Here is a 19,198-nt window from a genome sequence, read left to right on the forward strand (position 1 = left end):
CTTGAACGATCACGCGCGGTCAGCCGCGAGCGCTACCGCGTCGTCCACGTTAGGGAGTATTCATGATCCGCAGGGAATTTCTCGTCCGCACACTGAGTGCGGCCGTTGCGTCGCTGTTTGCGCGCGGTGCGTTTGCACAGCAGTCGATGCATGGGATGCAAGGCATGTCGGGGATGAACGGCATGCAAGGAATGCAGGGCATGTCCGACATGCCGGATATGCCACACGCCGGTACGTCGCAAACCGTCGAACTGGCCGGCCCCGAGACGCTGCCCTCTGGCGCGCCGCTGGCGCCGTTGCGCAAACTTGCGAACGAAAGCCGTGAACCAGGTGTGTTCCGCGCAACGCTCGTTGCTCAGCCGGTTCAACACACGTTGATCGCCGGTCACCCGACAACCTTTTGGCAGTACGGCGCTTCTGCTGACCTCCTCAGTGCAGAAGCCGAATCCGCATCACCGCAAGTTCCGATTATCGGACCGCTGATCGACGTGCACGAAGGCGACACGGTTGAAATCCGTTTCGTGAACCGCTTGTCGCAACCTTCGACGATCCATTGGCATGGCCTGCCGGTGCCGCCGGATCAAGACGGCAATCCGTCGGATCCGGTCGCGCCAGGCGCCTCGCGCGTCTATCGCTTCACGCTGCCACCGGGCAGCGCTGGCACGTACTGGTACCACCCGCACCCGCACATGATGTCATCCGAACAGGTATTTCGCGGACTCGCTGGCCCGATCGTGGTCCGCGCCGCGGCCGATCCGCTGGCAGCGTGGCGCGAGCGGCATCTGTTCTTCTCCGATCTGCGCCTCGCGAGCGACGGCACGATCCCTGCAAACGACATGATGGACTGGATGAACGGGCGCGAAGGGCAGTTCGTGCTGGTCAACGGAGCGCGTCGTCCGCTGATATTGATGGCGACCAACGAGCGCTGGCGCGTGTGGAACGCGTGCAATGCCCGCTATTTGAGATTGTCGCTGGATGACGGGCGCACTTTTACCCAGGTCGGAACGGACGGCGGCTTGCTCGGAGAGCCGCGCGAGAGGGTGACGTCGCTGTTACTGGCGCCCGGCGAACGTGCGGAGCTGATTGTCCCAGCGGGTCGAGGACCGGTTTCGGCCTCGCAAACGGCGCAATCCGGGGAGTCCGCGCAATCTGCGCAGTCCTCACCGTCGACGCGAGCAGTTTTGAGTTCCGCGGTCTACGATCGCCGCAAGATGGCGATGGCGGGCGGCAGCTTGCCACCGGGCGCCGCGATCCCGCTCGCCGATGTCCAGTTCGAACCGGGCACCGCCAGTCAAAACGAGGCCGCCCAACCGATCCCCGCGTCGTTGCGTGCAATTTCGCCACTCGGTGCGCCGGCCGCACAGAAATCGGTGGTGTTTTCGGAACGCATGGACATGGCCGCGATGCACCGCAAGGGCACGTCCCGCAACGGGATGCCCGCTGGCATGGCCTTCATGATCAACGGTGCGACCTTCGATCCGCGCCGCGTTACGCTGACCAGCCGGCGCGGCGACGTCGAACACTGGTCGATCGAGAACCGCACGGATATGGATCACCCATTCCACCTGCACGGCACGCAGTTTCAGATACTTGAGCGGGAGCAGGGCGGCGTCGTGACGCCGGAGCCTTATCTGGCGTGGCGCGACACGGTCAACGTCCAGCCCAGAGAGAAGGTGCGCATTGCCACAGTTCAGCAGCAGGCGGGCGGGCGCATGTTCCACTGCCACATCCTCGAACACGAGGATCTCGGCATGATGGGCACCCTCAACGTGATCTGACGGACATCCACGATCGTCGGGAGGATGCCTTCAACGCGACACGACATGTGAGGAGGAAGCGGCTGACGCGCAAATTCCGCGCGCCAGAATGAAGAAACCCGGCACGAAGCCGGGTTTCCAGGGTACGGGTATCGAACAGACTCAGGCGGCGGCCTGGATGTTCGATGCCTGCTTGCCTTTGGGGCCTTGCACGACCTCAAAGCTAACCTTCTGGCCTTCCTTCAGGGTTTTGAACCCATTCATCTGGATGGCCGAAAAGTGTGCAAACAGATCCTCACCGCCTTCGTCGGGCGTAATGAATCCGAAACCTTTCGCGTCATTGAACCATTTGACCGTACCAGTTGCCATACCTACTTCCCCTGTAACTCATGACACCACCACGAGCCCTCGAAAAGCTCAACGGCCGCGGGCATGCAGCCGCTCCCTCCTCACAAGCTCACCATCGGCATTTTTTCGAATATGTTGCTGGAAAAAAGTGCCAGCTTGATTGTTGAGGCTCTTTATTCGAGTGTCAAGAAAATTTTGAGACGGGTCTGCGGACGTTGCAAACACCCCATTTCCAGGGTTTTTCCCGCTTTTCTTATGTGCGGTGGCGCAAGCGTCCGGTCTTGAAAAGTCGCATAATCGACTCACATGCAGTCCTGTGGGGCGAAGGTCCCGCAACTGTTACCGCCGCAACCATTACCGTTTCAAGACAAGCCCGCCCAATGGGCACCTCAAATCTGTCGCCTGGCGCCAGACGCGCGAAGGGTGGGCAGGGAAATTTGGGGTAGTCCTTCGTTTTCGAGAGAGTCGTCGCGCACACGCTCAGCTTGCTGCGGCAGGTTGTGCGATACTCAATCTAACTGCAATTCAGCCGTTAACAGTATTGACATTCTTGGAGGGCCGGCTCCGCGATCGGCTCCGTGCAAGGCGCACGCGTGACAGGCAGTGCCGTCATGTGGAGGCGAATGGGAACACCGGCCAGCCGGTCGGGTTTTGACAGGATTGCGGGCCTGTCCGAGTTGTTTAGAATGGGTGTATGGCAATTATCCCGGACAAGCAGGACGGCACCGTACTGGAGCGGCAGGAAAAAAAGCTGAAGCCGCCGGCCATGTACAAGGTGGTGCTGTTGAACGACGACTTCACGCCAATGGAATTTGTCGTGATGATCGTGCAGGAATATTTCAATAAAGATCGTGAAACCGCAACGCAGATTATGCTGAAGGTGCATCGCGAAGGTAGGGGAGTTTGTGGGGTCTATACGCGGGACATCGCGTCGACCAAAGTCGAGCAAGTCGTTACCCACGCACGGCAGGCCGGGCATCCGCTGCAGTGTGTGATGGAGGAAGCATGATTGCCCAGGAACTGGAAGTCAGCTTGCACATGGCGTTCATGGAAGCACGCCAGGCGCGGCACGAGTTCATTACGGTCGAACATCTTTTACTGGCCCTGTTGGACAATCCGACGGCTGCAGAGGTGTTGCGCGCGTGCGCGGCCAACATTGAGGATCTGCGCCAAAACCTGCGCAACTTCATTCATGACAACACGCCGACCGTGCCTGGCACGGACGACGTCGACACGCAGCCCACGCTGGGTTTCCAGCGCGTGATCCAGCGTGCCATCATGCATGTGCAGTCCACCTCGAACGGCAAGAAGGAAGTGACCGGCGCGAACGTGCTGGTGGCGATCTTCGGCGAGAAGGATTCGCACGCGGTGTACTACCTGCAACAGCAGGGTGTCACGCGTCTCGACGTGGTGAACTTCATCTCGCACGGCATTGCCAAGACCAGCAGCACCGACGCCGCCAAGGCGAGCGATGCGAATGCCGAGTCTGACGAAGCCGCTGCGCAGAAAGAAACGCCGCTCGCCCAGTTCACGCAGAATCTGAACCAGATGGCGAAAGAGGGCCGCATCGACCCGCTGATCGGGCGCGAGTCCGAAGTCGAGCGCGTGGTGCAGGTGCTGTGCCGCCGGCGCAAGAACAATCCGCTACTGGTCGGCGAGGCTGGGGTCGGCAAGACCGCGATCGCCGAAGGGCTCGCCTGGCGCATTACGCGCGGCGAAGTCCCGGATATCCTCGCCGATGCGCAGGTGTATTCGCTCGACATGGGCGCGTTGCTGGCCGGCACCAAGTATCGCGGCGATTTCGAACAACGCCTGAAGACGGTCCTCAAGGAACTGAAGGAACGTCCGCACGCCATCCTGTTCATCGACGAAATCCATACGCTGATCGGCGCAGGTGCTGCGTCGGGCGGCACGCTGGATGCATCGAATCTGCTGAAGCCGGCGCTGTCGTCGGGCACGCTCAAGTGCATCGGCGCGACGACGTTCACCGAATACCGCGGTATCTTCGAAAAAGATGCGGCTCTGTCGCGCCGCTTCCAGAAAGTGGATGTGACCGAACCGACTGTCGAACAGACGGTGGCGATCCTGCGTGGTCTTAAGTCGCGTTTCGAAGAGCACCACGGCGTGAAGTATTCGTCGGGTGCGCTGTCGGCAGCGGCTGAACTGTCGGCGCGCTTCATCACCGATCGTCATTTGCCGGATAAGGCGATTGACGTGATCGACGAAGCGGGCGCGGCGCAACGCATCCTGCCGAAGTCGAAGCAGAAGAAGACTATCGGCAAGGGCGAGATCGAGGAAATCATCTCGAAGATCGCACGCGTGCCGGCGCAAAGCGTATCCGTGGACGATCGCAGCAAGCTGCAGACGCTGGATCGCGACCTGAAGAGCGTGGTGTTCGGGCAAGACCCGGCCATCGACGCGCTGTCGGCTGCGATCAAGATGGCGCGCGCAGGCCTTGGCAAGCTGGACAAGCCGATTGGTGCGTTCCTGTTCTCCGGCCCGACCGGTGTCGGCAAGACCGAAGTGGCCAAGCAACTGGCGTTCACGCTCGGTATCGAACTGATCCGTTTCGACATGTCCGAGTACATGGAACGTCATGCTGTGAGCCGTTTGATTGGCGCGCCGCCGGGCTATGTCGGTTTCGATCAGGGCGGTCTGCTGACGGAAGCCGTGACGAAGAAGCCGCATTGCGTGCTGCTGCTCGACGAAATCGAGAAAGCGCATCCGGACATTTACAACGTGCTGCTGCAGGTGATGGACCACGGCACGCTGACGGACAACAATGGGCGCAAGGCGGACTTCCGTAACGTCATCATCATCATGACGACGAATGCGGGCGCGGAAGCCATGGGCAAGTCGGTGATCGGCTTCACGACTCGCCGCGAAACCGGCGACGAGATGGTCGACATCAAGCGCATGTTCACGCCGGAGTTCCGTAACCGTCTGGACGCGACGATCAGCTTCCGCTCGCTCGATGAAGAAATCATCATGCGCGTGGTTGACAAGTTCCTGATGCAATTGGAAGATCAGTTGCATGAGAAGAAGGTCGATGCGCTCTTCACCGACGCGCTGCGCGCGCATCTGGCGAAGCACGGTTTCGATCCGCTGATGGGCGCACGTCCGATGCAGCGTCTGATCCAGGACACGATCCGTCGTGCATTGGCGGACGAGCTTCTGTTCGGCAAGCTGATGAACGGTGGCCGCGTGACGGTGGATGTGGACGCGGAAGACAAGGTTCAGCTGACGTTCGACGAACAGGCTGCGCCGCGTAATCCGAATCCGGAAGCGGTCGAAGTCGAGTAAGCGCCTGAATAAGCGTCAAAAGTTTCTCGCAGCAAGCAAGGTAAAACGGCGTGGGTTATATGACCCACGCCGTTTTTTTATCCCACTGCCGCGACTCAGGAACGGTGCGGGGGCTGTTAAGCACCCGACCGGAAAACCTCAGTGTTTACCGGTGCTGCCGAAACCGCCTGCACCACGTTCGCTTTGTTCGAAGTCCTCGACGATATTGAATTCAGCTTGCACGACAGGCACGATGACGAGTTGCGCGAGCCGCTCCATCGGATTCAGCGTGAATGTGGTCTGCCCGCGGTTCCACGTCGAAATCATCAGTTGACCTTGATAATCCGAATCGATCAATCCCACCAGATTGCCGAGCACGATGCCGTGCTTATGTCCGAGGCCCGAGCGCGGCAAGATCAAAGCCGCATAGCCCGGATCGCCGACATGGATCGCCAGACCCGTCGGCACCAGCGCCGTTTCGCCGGGTTGCAGCGTTAGCGGTTCGTCGAGGCACGCGCGCAGATCGAGGCCAGCGCTGCCGGTGGTGGCGTAGGCCGGGAGTTGTTCGCGCATGCGCGCGTCGAGAATCTTCAGGTCAAGTTTCATGCAGGTCGAATGTGAGAGGGGGAGAGTAAAAGATCAGTGCCAAATCAATCCAGTTCAGCTTGATTCAACGGCCAAGCTCGAAAGCGTCCGCAAGCAGTTCGTACGAGCGCAGCCGCGCGCGATAACTGCCCGCCACAGTCAATACCACCAGCTCGTCGGCCTCGAACTGTTCCTGCAGCGCGAGCATGCGTTCCGTCACACGCTCAGGTGTGCCGATGATACTGCGGGGCTTCTCGCGGTCGATCACCAGTCGCTCGCGTTCGCCGTATTCCTGGGCGAGACCTTGCTCGATGTTCGGAATCGGAGCGTTCAGGCCATAGGCCATCTGCACGCGGCGCAGATCGACGGCTTTTTCCAGTGCCTCCGCTTCCTCGTCCGTATCCGCGCAGATGACGAACACCGCGGCGGCTAGGTATGGCTTTGCTTCGTTGCCGGCCTTGAAGCGCTCGCGATACGCTTGCGCTACCTGGTGACCGAAGTGCGCGTTGATGAAATGCGCGAACGCGAAGCGGATGCCGAGTTGCGCCGCCAGCAGGCCGCCGAACTCACTTGATCCGAGCATCCACAGTTGCGGTCGTGTCTCGACCTGCGGCTGCAGCAGCACGCCTTGCGCGACGTGCTCGTCGGGCAGCGTGCCGCTCATCAGCCCGACCAGATCGGCCACCTGTTGCGGAAAGATATCGCCGCGGTTGTACGCACCTGCCGCCACGGCTTGCGCCGTGCGCATGTCGCCGCCCGGTGCGCGGCCGACGCCAAGATCGATGCGATTCGGGAACAGCGCTTCGAGCATCATGAACTGCTCGGCGACCTTGAATGGGCTGTAGTACGGCAGCATCACACCGCCCGACCCGAGGCGAATGCGCTTCGTCACGCTGCCGAGGCGCGCGAGCATCACTTCGGGGCACGGGTTCGACACGCCGCGCAGACCGTGGTGCTCTGCGCACCAGTAGCGTGTGTAGCCGAGGTCGTCGGCAAGCTGCGCGAGTTCGATGGTGGCGGCGATCGCGTCCGCCACCGAGTGCCCGTCGATCACGGGCGTTTGATCGAGCACGGAAAGTAGCGTCATGACAGTGCTGCTCCAGGGTGACTCAGGGTTCCGGCAAGAAGGACCGTATGGTTACCGGATCAGGCTCGTATCGGGCAGGCGTTTGGCGATTTCGGCGATCAGTGCGCCCGCCAGCGCCTGCTTGTCCGCGCGCGGCAATTTCGTTGCGCCGCCGGCTTCGAACAGGACGACTTCGTTGTCGTCGAGACCGAAGGTCAGCGGGCCGAGATTGCCGATCAGAAGCGGCACATTCTTGCGCACGCGCTTTTCTTCCCCGTGTACATCGAGGTCGCCGCTCTCCGCTGCAAAACCGACACAGAAGGGCGGATGCGGCAGCTTCGCTACTGCAGCCAGAATGTCCGGATTTTCAACGAATGTGAACGTGGGCATGGCACGTTCCGCGGTCTTCTTGATCTTGTGCTCGCTAACATGATCGACGCGCCAGTCGGCGACCGCGGCCACGCCGATGAAGATGTCGTAGTCGGGCACCGCGCGCATCACGGCGTCGTGCATCTGCTGTGCCGTTTGCACGTCCTCGCGGATCACGCCCCACGGCGTTTCCAGTGCAACCGGTCCGGCGATCAGATGCACGTCGGCGCCGGCCTGCTGCGCTGCGCGCGCGAGCGCGAAGCCCATTTTGCCGCTCGAGCGGTTGGTGATGCCGCGCACCGGGTCCAGCGGTTCGAAGGTCGGACCGGCGGTCAGCAACACACGGCGGCCCGCAAGAATCTTCGGCTGGAAAAACGAAGCGATCGCCTCGTAGGTCGCGGCGGCCTCGAGCATCCGGCCATCGCCGACTTCGCCGCAAGCCTGCGGACCTGAATCCGGGCCGAGCACTTCGATGCCATCCGCGCGCAGTTGCGCGACGTTGCGCTGCGTGGCCGGGTTCTGCCACATCTGGCGGTTCATCGCCGGTACAACTAGCAAGGGGCAATCACGCGCCACGCAGAGCGTCGAGAGCAGATCGTCGGCCATGCCATGCGCCAGCCTGGCGAGAAAGTCAGTCGAAGCCGGGGCGATCACGATGGCGTCCGCTTCTCGCGACAGATCGATATGCGCCATGTTGTTCGGCACGCGCGCATCCCATTGGCTCGTGTAGACCGGACGGCCCGACAGCGCCTGCATCGTGATGGGGGTGATGAACTGCGTGGCCGCCTCGGTCATGACAACCTGCACGGTCGCGCCTGCCTTGGTCAGCAGGCGCGTGAGTTCGGCGATCTTGTAGCAGGCAATCCCGCCGCTCATACCGAGGACGAGATGTTTTCCTGCGAGTTCTGCGGTTGCCAACGAAAGCCTCCGAGACAAAGCAACAGCGTTAGCGCGAGACGCGTACGCGCCGCAATTCGTCGAGCACGAGCAGGATCGCACCGATCGTGATCGCGCTGTCGGCGAGGTTGAACGCCGGCCAGTGCCAGGTGCCCACGTGGAAATCGAGGAAGTCGATCACGTGGCCGTACGCCAGCCGGTCGATCACATTGCCGAGCGCGCCGCCGAGGATCAGCGCCAAAGCCGTGCAGAAGAGCCTTTGCGCGCCGTGACGCTTGAGCAGATAGCAGATCACCAGCGCCGCGACCACGCCGAGGCCCGTAAAAGCCCAGCGCTGCCAGCCGCCCGCCATGGCGAGGAAGCTGAACGCGGCACCGCGGTTGTAGACCAGAATCAGGTTGAAAAACGGAGCCACCGCATGCGGCACACCGTAGGCAAACACCTTCTGGACTGCAATCTTCGTGAGCTGATCGAACAGGATCACGATCAACGCCACGCCAAGCCACGGTGCCAGCGAACCGCCGGCGGGTTTCGACAGACTTCTTGTTGCCATTATGCCGCGCTCCTTGTTTCGCCGCTTCCGAACAGATTGCTGAAGCACCGGCCGCATAGGGACGGGTGCTCGGCGTTCTCGCCGACGTCTGCGCGATAGTGCCAGCAGCGTTCGCACTTCAGATATTTCGATGCGACCACTTCGACGCTTTCCGCTGCTTCGTCTTCGACCTTCACAACCGTCGCGGCGGACGTGATCAGCACGAACTTCAGATCCGCGCCGAGGCTAGCCAGCGCGTCGTGACGGGCACCGCTCGCGCGGATTTCGACTTCCGCCTGCAGCGATGAGCCGATCAGGTTGGCAACGCGCGCTTCTTCCAGCGCCTTGGTCACGTCACTGCGCACCGCGCGCAACAGCGTCCATTTGTCGAGCAGCGCCGGCGCATTCGCCACTTCCGGATAAGCGTGATACGTCTCCGTGAAGATGGTTTCGCTGTTCGGCTGGAACACCTTCCACGCTTCTTCTGCGGTGAACGACAGGAACGGCGCCATGATGCGCAGCAGTCCGTGAGCGATGTGATAAAGCGCGGTCTGAGCGGCGCGGCGCGCGACGGAGTCCGGCGCCATGGTGTACAGACGGTCCTTCAGCACGTCGAGGTAAAAGCCGCCGAGGTCTTCCGAGCAGAACGTCTGCAGCTTCGCCACAACCGGGTGGAACTCGTACTTCTCGTAGTGCGCGAGAATGTCCGTCTGCAGATTGGCCGACAGCGCGACCGCATAGCGGTCGATCTCGAGCCAGTCTTCCACCGGACGCGCGTTCTTCTCGAAGTCGAAGTCCGACAGGTTTGCAAGCAGGAAGCGCAGCGTGTTGCGGATGCGGCGATAGCCTTCCGTCACGCGCTTCAGGATTTCCTCCGAGATCGCCAGTTCACCCGAGTAGTCGGTCGAAGCGATCCACAGGCGGATGATTTCCGCGCCCAGGCGATTCGCCACTTCGTGCGGATCGATGCCGTTGCCGAGCGACTTGCTCATCTTGCGACCTTCGCCGTCGACAGTGAAACCGTGTGTCAGCAGAGCGTTGTAAGGCGGCCGGCCGTCGAGCATGGAAGCCGTCAGCAGCGACGAATGGAACCAGCCGCGATGCTGGTCCGAGCCTTCCAGATACAGGTCGGCCGGGAATTGCAGTTCGTCCTTGTGCGAGCCGCGCAGCACGTGCCAATGCGTCGTGCCGGAGTCGAACCACACGTCGAGCGTGTCGCGGTTTTTTTCGTACAGGTTGGCGTCGTCGCCGATCAGCTCGCGCGGATCGAGCGATTGCCACGCTTCGATGCCGGCCTTTTCGACGCGTTGCGCGACTTCTTCGAGGAGTTCCAGCGTGCGCGGATGCAACTCGCCGGTTTCCTTGTGCACGAAGAACGCCATCGGCACCCCCCACTGGCGCTGACGTGACAGCGTCCAGTCCGGGCGGTTGGCGATCATGCTGAACAGACGCTGCTTGCCCCACGACGGATAGAACGCGGTGTTCTCGATGCCTTCGAGCGCGGTTTCGCGCAGCGTCTTGTCGGTGTCGTTCGGCTTCACGTCCATCCCGGCGAACCACTGCGAGGTCGCGCGGTAGATGATCGGCGTCTTGTGGCGCCAGCAATGCATGTAGCTGTGCGTGTACTTTTCCGTGCGCAGCAGCGTGCCGGCCGCTTCGAGCGCCGCGACGATTTTCGGATTGGCTGCCCAGATCGACAGACCGCCGAACAGCGCGAGCGATTCGATATAACGGCCGTCGCCCATCACCGGACTGATGATGTCCGAATCGGACATGCCGTGCGCCTTGCACGACACGAAGTCTTCCACGCCGTAGGCGGGCGACGAGTGGACGATGCCGGTACCGGTTTCCGTTGTCACATAGTCGCCGAGATACACCGGAGCGGTGCGCTTGTAGCTCGGATGTGCCGAGGCGAGCGGATGATGGAAGCGCAGGTTGGCGAGCTTGGCGCCCGTGGTGGTCGCAACAACATGCCCTTCGAGGCCGTATTGCTTCAGGCACGCTTCGACGCGCTCCTCAGCGAGGATCAGCAGTCCACGCGGCGTATCCACGAGTGCATAGACGATCTCCGGATGGACGTTCAGCGCCTGGTTGGCGGGGATTGTCCACGGTGTCGTGGTCCAGATCACGATACCGCCTTCGCTGCGCGGCAACGCCGTGAGGCCGAACGCCTGCGCGGTCTTCTCCGGTTCGGCGAAGGCGAACAGCACGTCGATGGTCGGATCGGTCTTGTCGTGGTATTCGACTTCCGCCTCGGCCAGCGCCGAGCCGCAGTCGAAACACCAGTTCACCGGCTTCAGGCCGCGGAACACATAGCCCTTTTCCATGATCTTCGCGAGCGCGCGGATTTCACCGGCCTCGTTCGTGAAGTTCATGGTCTTGTACGGGTTGTCCCAATCGCCGAGCACACCCAGACGGCGGAAGCCGACCTTCTGCTTCTCGATCTGCTCGCTTGCGTAGGCGCGCGCCTTCTGCATCACTTCAGCGGCCGGCAGCGACTTGCCGAACTGCTTTTCGATCTGGATTTCGATCGGCATGCCGTGGCAGTCCCAGCCCGGCACGTAGGCCGCGTCGAAGCCCGCCAGGTTGCGCGACTTGACCACCATGTCCTTGAGGATCTTGTTCACCGCGTGCCCGAGGTGGATGTCGCCGTTGGCATACGGCGGCCCGTCGTGCAGGATGAACTTCTTGCGACCCTTGGAGGCCGCGCGGATCGTTTCGTAGACCTTGCGTTCCTGCCATTCCTTGACCCATTGCGGCTCGCGCTTGGGCAGGTCGCCACGCATCGGGAACGGCGTGTCGAGCAGGTTGACCGGGTAGCGTGACGGCGGTTTCGAATCGGCTTTTTTGTTGCTCATGGTGTGGTCGCAGTGAATTCGTTTGATGCGCGTTAAGGGCGCGATTTGCGCACGATGCGCGGGGCGTTGAACGCGCCCGGCAGGCATGTCGCGTGATCCACGGATGCCCTTCGATGCGCGCGGCTAGGGCACGTGCTGCGCTTGATGCTGGGCGCGCCGGCACGTACCGCGGCGGCTATCTAATTCGGTCTGTGGCTGAAGTGGCGAAGCCGGTCGAGCGGCTGCCCGGCGTGCCGGTGCCAACCGCAGCAAACCACGCACGCGCATTGGCGACGTCGCGTGCAATGGCGGCGGTCAGCGTTTCGAGGTCGACGTACTTTTCCTCGTCACGCAGTTTCTTCAGGAATTCGACGCGCACGAGTTTGCCATATGCATCGCCGTGCCAGTCGAGCAGGTGAACTTCGAGCAGCACGCGGCCGGAGTCGTCGACGGTCGGGCGCAAGCCGAGACTCGCGACGCCGGGTAGCGGCTCCGCTTCGATGCCATGCACGCGCACCACGAAAATGCCGGCCAGCGCCGGGCGCTTGTGGGCGATGGCCAGATTCAGCGTGGGAAACCCCAGGTCGCGGCCGAGCTTCATGCCGTGCACGACGTGGCCGCTGATCAGGTAATCGCGCCCGAGCGCGGCGCGTGCGGCGTCCAGGTCGCCCGCTATCAGCGACGCGCGCACCCCCGAACTGGAGATACGTGCACCGGACGGATCCGCGACGGTAGCCATCTGTTCGACTTCAAAACCGTGTTGTGCGCCCGCGGCCTTGAGCGAGTCGAAATCGCCCGCACGCCTCGCGCCATAGCGGAAGTCGTCGCCGATCATCACCCAGCGGGCATGCAGGCCGTTGACGATGATCCGCTCAACGAACGTATCCGGCGACTGGCTGGCGAAGGTGTGATTGAAATGCTCGACCACGACCCGGTCGACGCCATTGGTGCGCAACGCTTCCAGCTTGTCGCGCAGCATCGCGATACGCGGAGGCGCGCCGGCGGGATTGAAGAATTCGCGCGGGTGCGGTTCGAAAGTCATCACGCAGACGGGCAGGCCGCGTGCATCGGCCGCCGCCCGGACGTGGGCGAGCAGAGCCTGATGGCCGCGGTGGACACCGTCGAAGTTGCCGATGGTCAGGGCGCAGGGCGCACGGCTCTCGGCATTGGGAAGACCGCGGAAGACTCTCACAATAGCGGGTTGGGGCGACTTTAAGTTGCAAAACAAACGATTATAAACGCTCAAAGCAAGCCACGGCGGCGCAGCGCCGTTCAGGCGTCCCCCGAATGATAAAATCCGCGGATGAAAAAACTTGTCATCCTGATTTCCGGGCGGGGCAGCAACATGGAAGCCATCGTTCGCGCCTGTTCGCGCGAAGAGTGGCCGGCGCAAGTCGCCGCCGTGATTGCCAGCCGTCCAGACGCTGCGGGCCTTGCGTTCGCCGCGTCGCATGGTATTGCCACGGCGGTGGTCGACCATCGCCAGTTTCCCGATCGCGAGTCGTTCGACGCGGCGTTGGCGCGTCAGATCGATGCTTTTGCACCTGACCTGGTGGCGCTCGCCGGCTTCATGCGTGTCTTGACCCCGGGCTTCGTCGACCGCTACGCGGGGCGCATGCTGAACGTGCATCCGTCGCTGCTGCCGAGCTTTGCCGGCCTGAAAACACACCAGCAGGCGCTCGATGCCGGCGTCCGGCTGCACGGCGCGTCTGTCCATTTTGTCACGTCGCAGCTCGATCATGGGCCGATCGTGGTCCAGTCAGCGGTGCCGGTGCTGAACGGCGACGACGCCGCGGCGCTCGCCGAGCGCGTACTGGCCACCGAACACGTCATTTACCCACGCGCGGTGCGCTGGTTCGTCGAAGGGCGCCTCGCGCTCGACGGACTGCGCGTCACGCTCACGCCGCCGGAGCCGCAATGGCTCTTTGCCGACATCAATAGCAACAAGATCGCCGGAGAGGGCGTATGAGACTACATGGATTTCTGATTGGACAAACCGAAACGCTGCTCGCGGACGTGCTGAAGCTGGCCGGCCCCGCAGACGCAGCCACCAGCCGCTTTTTTCGCGCCCACCCGAAGCTTGGGCACGGCGAGCGTGGCGTGATCGCAGAGGCGGTGTTTGCGGTGCTGCGGCGCCGGATGGAGTTCGCCCACCTGGCCGAAAGCGGCGCCGGCAGCCCGGCGCGCCGGATGGCCTTGCTGGGCCTGATGCAGACGGCGGGGCGCTCGGCGTTGAAGCCATTCATTTCCGACTCCGAGTCCAACTGGCTCGAACACGTCGCGAAGATCGATCCGGAAAGCCTGCCGTTGCGGATTCGCATGAATCTGCCCGACTGGATCTATCAGGCGCTGTCAAAGCGTTTCGAAGCTGAAGAGCTCGCGCAACTGGCCGCCGCGCTGAACTATCCGGCGCCGTTGGATCTGCGCGCCAATCCGATCAAGGCGACTCGCGACCAGGTGCTGGACGCGTTGTCCAAAGCCGGTATCGAGGCGGGCTCCACGCCGTTCGCACCGTTCGGCGTGCGGGTGGTCGGCAAGCCACCGCTCACCAAGCTCGATGCGTTCCAGCACGGCTGGGTCGAAGTGCAGGACGAGGGCAGCCAGTTGCTGTGCACGCTGGTTGCGCCGAAGCGCGGCGAAATGATCGTCGACTTCTGCGCCGGCGCGGGCGGCAAGACCCTCGCGTTGGGCGCGATGATGCGCTCCACCGGCCGTCTGTACGCCTTCGATATCTCCGAGCGGCGTCTCGCCAAGCTCAAGCCGCGCCTCGCCCGCAGCGGGCTGTCGAACGTCAATCCGGTACTGATCGACAGCGAGCATGACGCGAAAATCAAGCGTCTGGCGGGCAAGATCGACCGTGTGCTGGTGGACGCGCCGTGCAGCGGGCTCGGCACGCTGCGGCGCAATCCGGACCTGAAGTGGCGTCAGTCACCGGAATCGGTGGCGGAACTCGCGCCCAAGCAGTTGTCCATCCTGACGAGCGCGGCGCGTCTGGTGAAGGTGGGCGGGCGTCTGGTCTACGCGACCTGCAGCATTCTAGAGGCGGAGAACGAGTCGATCGTCACGCAGTTCCTCGCCAATCATCCGGGCTTTGCCCTGGTGCCGGCGCGTGAGGTGCTCGCCGAACAGCGTGTCGAGATTGAAATGGGCGACTACCTGTCGCTATGGCCGCACCGCCACGCCACCGACGGCTTCTTCGCCGCGGTGCTGGAGCGGCGCGCTTAAGGGCGCCTGAGGCGTCGCTGGCGCGCTGCCTGCGTTTTGTCTTAACCGCAAACCGCAGGCATGCCGCGACGGGCGCTCCCACGACACCATGCACAACCGGATCTTCTTTCACCTGTTCGGCGACGTCGCCCATGACTTCGGCCAGCCGGTGATGCTCTGGCAGGTGGGCGTGCTACTCGGCACGCTCGCGCTTGCATGGGGGCTCGCCTGGCTGCTGCGCCGGACCCTCGATTTGCGTCGCCAGACGCGCTATCAGGCACTGCGCTTCGGTGCGGAAAGCCTGAACCGCGCATTTTTTCCGTTGATCGGCGCTGCGCTGGTCTGGATCGCGCAGGCGGTTGCAGCCCCGTTCATGCATACCGCGCTGCTCGATCTCGCGTTGGTGCCGCTGTTCGGCATCGGCCTGATCTATGTCCTGTTCTTCCTCGCCCGTCGGGTGTTCGCAAGCCATGGCGAAGCCCATAAGTGGCTCTTCCTGATCGAGAAAGTCGTCTCGCTGATTGTGTGGATCGGCATGGTGCTCACCGTAATGGGCATTCAGGACGACGTCCTCGACTGGATGGCGAGCGTGCACTTTCGCGTCGCCAATGCCCACATGACGCTGCTGTCGCTGTCGACGGGGCTGCTGTGGGTCTGCGTGACGATGATCGTCGCGATGTGGCTCGGCGCCGCGTTCGAAGAGCGCTTGATGCGCTCGAACACGCTCGATGCGAATCTGAAAGTCGCGGCGGCCCGCGTGGGGCGAGCGTTGTTCGTGCTGGCGGCGGTGTTGATCAGCCTCTCGCTGGTGGGCATCGATATCACGGTGCTAGGCGTGTTCGGCGGTGCACTGGGTGTCGGACTCGGCTTCGGTTTGCAGAAGATCGCCAGCAATTACGTGTCGGGCTTCATCATCCTGATCGACCGTTCGCTGCGGATCGGCGACACGATCAACACCGGCGGCCTGCAGGGCATGGTCACGCAGATCCGCACCCGCTACACGGTGGTGCGCGGCCTCGACGGTATCGAAACGCTGATTCCGAACGAAAAGCTGATTACCGATGTCGTACAGAACCAGTCGTCTTATCTGACGCGCGGCTACTCGAAGATCGCAGTGACAGTGGCTTATACGTCGGACGTCGAGCAGGCGATGCAGTTGCTCGTGCAGGCCACCGACGGGGTGGAGCGCGTGCTGCGGGATCCGGCCCCGACGCCTTATCTGGCGGGCTTCGGGCCGGATGGCATCAACCTCGAACTGGGCTTCTGGATCGAGGATGCGGCACTCGGCACCGCTGGCGTGCGCTCGGCGGTCAATCGCAATCTCTGGCGGCTTTTTAGCGAAAACGGCGTTTCGATCCCGCTCTCTCAGCGCGAAGTGCGGATCGTCGGCTCGGGCGACATACTGTCGCGACCGGTAACTATGACCGGAGATGCCGCCAACGAGCCGGGCAGCGCCGCCTGACGGGGCGGCGGGACCCCGAGAAGGGTGCCAAAAAGACACATCAGCGTGTTTGCCCTGGTTGTTGGGTTGCAAAAAATCCCCAATTGTTACAAACACTTGGAACGGTTCGCGTAGAATGACGTCCAAGCTGTTTGTATGCTTTCACTTTCTTGACGTCGCGTTTTTGGTTACCCTTTGGTTGGCCTTTGATTGCCCTCTTCTGGTTACGTTGTTCGCGTTGTCTTCCTGGTGTCCTGTAACTCTCGTTCCACAGGTAAATTGCCTTGTTGAATTCCTTGCTTGATTTCCTTGCCCACGGTCTGTTGCGTTTCTCGTGGTGGCAACTCGTGGTGTACACGCTCGTGGCGACGCACATCACGATCATCGGCGTGACCGTGTATCTGCACCGCTGCCAGGCGCACCGCGCCCTCGACCTGCATCCCGCCGTCAGTCATTTTTTCCGCTTCTGGCTGTGGATGAGCACGGGCATGCTGACCGGCCAATGGGCCGCGATCCATCGTAAGCATCACGCCAAGTGCGAGACCGAAGAAGATCCGCACAGCCCGCAAACGCGCGGCATCTGGAAGGTGTTGCTGGAAGGCGCTGAACTCTACCGCGTCGAAGCGAAGAACGAAGAAACGATGCGCAAGTTCAGCCACGGCACGCCGAACGACTGGATGGAACGCAACGTCTACACGAAGTACCCGATTCTCGGCGTGAGCCTGATGATGGTGCTCAACGTTGCGCTGTTCGGCCTCGTCGGTCTGACGGTGTGGGCTGTGCAGATGATCTGGATTCCGTTCTGGGCAGCGGGTGTGGTCAATGGCCTTGCTCACTTCTGGGGCTATCGCAACTTCAACTCGTCGGATGCGAGCACCAACATCTTCCCGTGGGGCATCCTGATCGGCGGCGAAGAACTGCATAACAACCACCACACGTATGCGACGTCGGCCAAGCTGTCGAACAAGTGGTACGAGTTCGATATCGGCTGGATGTATATCCGCATCATGTCGGCGTTCCGCCTCGCCAAGGTGAAGAAGATTGCGCCTACGCCGCGTCTGACCACCGGCAAGCTGGTGCTCGACCAGGACACGTTGCAAGCTGTGCTGGCCAACCGCTATGAAGTGATGGCTCGCTACGGTAAGGCGCTCAAGCGCGCCTATCGCCAGGAACTGGCGCACCTGAAGGAAGTGGGCGCTCGCGAAAAGTATCAGGTGATGCGCGGCGCACGCAGCTGGTTCCACAAGGAAGAGGCTGGCCTCGACGAACCGCAGAAGCGTCAACTGCCGCAGATCTTCGCGAACAGCCAGAAGCTGCGTACCTACATCGAGTTGCGTAATGAACTGGCGGCCATGTGGGAGCGCTCGAACGCTTCGCGCGAACAGTTGCTGGTGCAGTTGCAGGATTGGTGTCACCGCGCGGAACAAAGCGGTATCAAGGCTCTACAGGAGTTTGCGATGCGCCTGCGTCGCTATGCGTGAGCAAGAACGTACGCACGAAATCAATTAAAATTTAGTCACGTCACAAAACCCCGCGCTGGCGGGGTTTTGCTTTTTTGGGCCGCCAAAAACGTCGAACGTGACACGCGGCATGTCCATCGCGTGTGGCATGTGCGTGCTGTGCACGATGTGGATCACGCACGGCGATGAGCGGCAAATCAGCAGGGCAGAGGGGATTATGAATCAGCAGGCGATCAGGAGCGTCGAATACGACCGGCCGCAAGCGCAGGGCCTGACATGCGGCATCGGACAGGCGTGGGCGAAGGTGCCGGACGCACCGTCCGCGGAAGAAAAGCTCGCGCTGAAGGCGCGTATTCGCGAGTTGCTTGTGCGCGAGAAGGCGGTGCTCGTCGCGCACTACTATGTCGACGCAGAGCTGCAGGAGCTCGCCGATGAAACGGGCGGGTGCGTTGCGGACTCACTCGAGATGGCACGCTTCGGCCGCGATCATGACGCACAGACGCTGGTCGTCGCCGGTGTGCGCTTCATGGGCGAGACGTCGAAGATTCTCAGTCCCGACAAGCGGGTGTTGATGCCAGATCTCGATGCGACCTGCTCGCTCGATCTCGGCTGCCCTGTCGACGAGTTTTCTGCTTTCTGCGATGCGCATCCGGATCGCACTGTGGTGGTCTATGCGAACACCAGTGCGGCCGTGAAAGCACGGGCGGACTGGATGGTGACGTCGTCGATCGGACTGGAGATCGTTGCCGACCTGCATGCACGCGGCGAAAAGATCATCTGGGCACCGGACCGGCACCTCGGCGGTTACATCCAGAAGAAAACCGGCGCGGACATGCTGCTCTGGCAGGGCTCGTGCCTCGTGCATGACGAATTCAAAGGTATCGAACTCGATCTGTTGCGCGAGCAATATCCCGATGCGAAGGTGCTCGTGCACCCCGAGTCACCGGAAAGCGTGGTGGCTCAGGCGGATGTCGTAGGTTCGACGACGCAATTGATCGACGCCGCGCAACGGCTCGATGCGAAGCACTTTATCGTCGCGACGGACCTCGGCATTCTGTACAAGATGCGCCTGGCCGCGCCTGGCAAGACCTTCATTGAGGCACCTACCGCCGGCAACAGCGCTACTTGCAAGAGTTGCGCGCATTGCCCGTGGATGGCGATGAACGGACTGGCGAATCTGGCTGACGTGCTGGAACGCGGTCACAACGAGATCTTCGTCGATCGCGCGGTGGGCGAACGGGCGCGGCTGCCGATCGACCGCATGCTCGATTTTGCTGCGCGCCACAAGAAGCGCGTGCAGACGAGCGGCGACCTGGCGAAGGACGCGGCGTTGTTTTTGAACGTGGGGCCTGCTTGACGAGGGCGGCCGGGCAGCATCAGGTGCGCAAATCTGGTTGATGCCGTCTCGCCGCTTTTTGCT

15 protein-coding genes are annotated in these 19,198 nt (G+C 62.2%); 8 read left to right on the forward strand and 7 right to left on the reverse strand.

Annotation, left to right across the window (positions count from 1 at the left end; all coding sequences use genetic code 11):
• Positions 1-62: 62 nt before the first annotated feature.
• A complete protein-coding gene (locus BUS06_RS06545; protein WP_074263543.1) occupies positions 63-1,778 on the forward strand; it encodes a multicopper oxidase family protein in 1,716 nt (571 codons plus the stop codon).
• A gap of 141 nt (positions 1,779-1,919) precedes the next feature.
• On the opposite strand, the gene cspD is transcribed toward BUS06_RS06545, so the two are convergent.
• The gene (gene cspD / locus BUS06_RS06550) at positions 1,920-2,126 is read right to left on the reverse strand and encodes a cold shock domain-containing protein CspD (RefSeq protein ID WP_017776809.1); all 207 of its coding nucleotides are present in this window, start codon (positions 2,124-2,126) and stop codon (positions 1,920-1,922) included.
• Positions 2,127-2,799: 673 nt separating this feature from the next.
• On the opposite strand from cspD, the gene clpS reads away from it, so the two are divergent.
• On the forward strand, positions 2,800-3,114 hold the full coding sequence (clpS, locus tag BUS06_RS06555; RefSeq protein WP_074263544.1) for an ATP-dependent Clp protease adapter ClpS: 315 nt from the start codon (positions 2,800-2,802) through the stop codon (positions 3,112-3,114).
• Positions 3,111-5,408 (forward strand): ATP-dependent Clp protease ATP-binding subunit ClpA, encoded by a 2,298-nt coding sequence (clpA, locus tag BUS06_RS06560; protein WP_074263545.1) that lies wholly within the window; start codon positions 3,111-3,113, stop codon positions 5,406-5,408. Before clpS ends, clpA begins: the two co-directional genes overlap by 4 nt.
• Before the next feature lie 138 nt (positions 5,409-5,546).
• Here the strand turns inward: clpA and dut are convergent, their stop codons facing one another.
• The 6 genes from dut to BUS06_RS06590 form a co-directional block, all read right to left on the reverse strand.
• Positions 5,547-5,993 (reverse strand): dUTP diphosphatase, encoded by a 447-nt coding sequence (gene dut / locus BUS06_RS06565; protein WP_074263546.1) that lies wholly within the window; start codon positions 5,991-5,993, stop codon positions 5,547-5,549.
• Between the two features lie 64 nt (positions 5,994-6,057).
• Complete coding sequence (locus BUS06_RS06570; RefSeq protein WP_074263547.1) at positions 6,058-7,059, reverse strand: LLM class flavin-dependent oxidoreductase; 1,002 nt, start codon at positions 7,057-7,059, stop codon at positions 6,058-6,060.
• A gap of 51 nt (positions 7,060-7,110) precedes the next feature.
• On the reverse strand, positions 7,111-8,325 hold the full coding sequence (gene coaBC / locus BUS06_RS06575; protein WP_074263548.1) for a bifunctional phosphopantothenoylcysteine decarboxylase/phosphopantothenate--cysteine ligase CoaBC: 1,215 nt from the start codon (positions 8,323-8,325) through the stop codon (positions 7,111-7,113).
• Between the two features lie 28 nt (positions 8,326-8,353).
• Complete coding sequence (gene lspA / locus BUS06_RS06580; RefSeq protein WP_074263549.1) at positions 8,354-8,857, reverse strand: signal peptidase II; 504 nt, start codon at positions 8,855-8,857, stop codon at positions 8,354-8,356.
• The gene (gene ileS, locus BUS06_RS06585) at positions 8,857-11,694 is read right to left on the reverse strand and encodes an isoleucine--tRNA ligase (RefSeq protein WP_074263550.1); all 2,838 of its coding nucleotides are present in this window, start codon (positions 11,692-11,694) and stop codon (positions 8,857-8,859) included. The genes lspA and ileS overlap by 1 nt, the downstream gene beginning before the upstream one ends.
• Before the next feature lie 175 nt (positions 11,695-11,869).
• Positions 11,870-12,865, reverse strand: a complete 996-nt coding sequence (locus BUS06_RS06590; protein ID WP_074263551.1) for a bifunctional riboflavin kinase/FAD synthetase — start codon at positions 12,863-12,865, stop codon at positions 11,870-11,872.
• A 111-nt stretch (positions 12,866-12,976) separates the two neighbouring features.
• Between BUS06_RS06590 and purN the strand changes: the two genes are divergently transcribed.
• From purN to nadA, 5 genes are all read left to right on the forward strand, one after another.
• Positions 12,977-13,642 carry a phosphoribosylglycinamide formyltransferase gene (gene purN, locus BUS06_RS06595; RefSeq protein WP_074263552.1) on the forward strand — a complete coding sequence of 222 codons (666 nt, stop codon included), beginning with the start codon at positions 12,977-12,979 and terminating at the stop codon, positions 13,640-13,642.
• On the forward strand, positions 13,639-14,898 hold the full coding sequence (locus BUS06_RS06600) for an RsmB/NOP family class I SAM-dependent RNA methyltransferase (RefSeq protein WP_074263553.1): 1,260 nt from the start codon (positions 13,639-13,641) through the stop codon (positions 14,896-14,898). The genes purN and BUS06_RS06600 overlap by 4 nt, the downstream gene beginning before the upstream one ends.
• A gap of 88 nt (positions 14,899-14,986) precedes the next feature.
• Positions 14,987-16,339 carry a mechanosensitive ion channel family protein gene (locus BUS06_RS06605; protein ID WP_074263554.1) on the forward strand — a complete coding sequence of 451 codons (1,353 nt, stop codon included), beginning with the start codon at positions 14,987-14,989 and terminating at the stop codon, positions 16,337-16,339.
• Positions 16,340-16,602: 263 nt separating this feature from the next.
• Positions 16,603-17,799 (forward strand): DesA family fatty acid desaturase, encoded by a 1,197-nt coding sequence (locus BUS06_RS06610; protein WP_074263555.1) that lies wholly within the window; start codon positions 16,603-16,605, stop codon positions 17,797-17,799.
• Between the two features lie 196 nt (positions 17,800-17,995).
• On the forward strand, positions 17,996-19,135 hold the full coding sequence (gene nadA, locus BUS06_RS06615; protein WP_074265942.1) for a quinolinate synthase NadA: 1,140 nt from the start codon (positions 17,996-17,998) through the stop codon (positions 19,133-19,135).
• Positions 19,136-19,198: the final 63 nt, after the last annotated feature.

This window comes from Paraburkholderia phenazinium, from assembly GCF_900141745.1.
Lineage (GTDB): Bacteria > Pseudomonadota > Gammaproteobacteria > Burkholderiales > Burkholderiaceae > Paraburkholderia > Paraburkholderia phenazinium_B.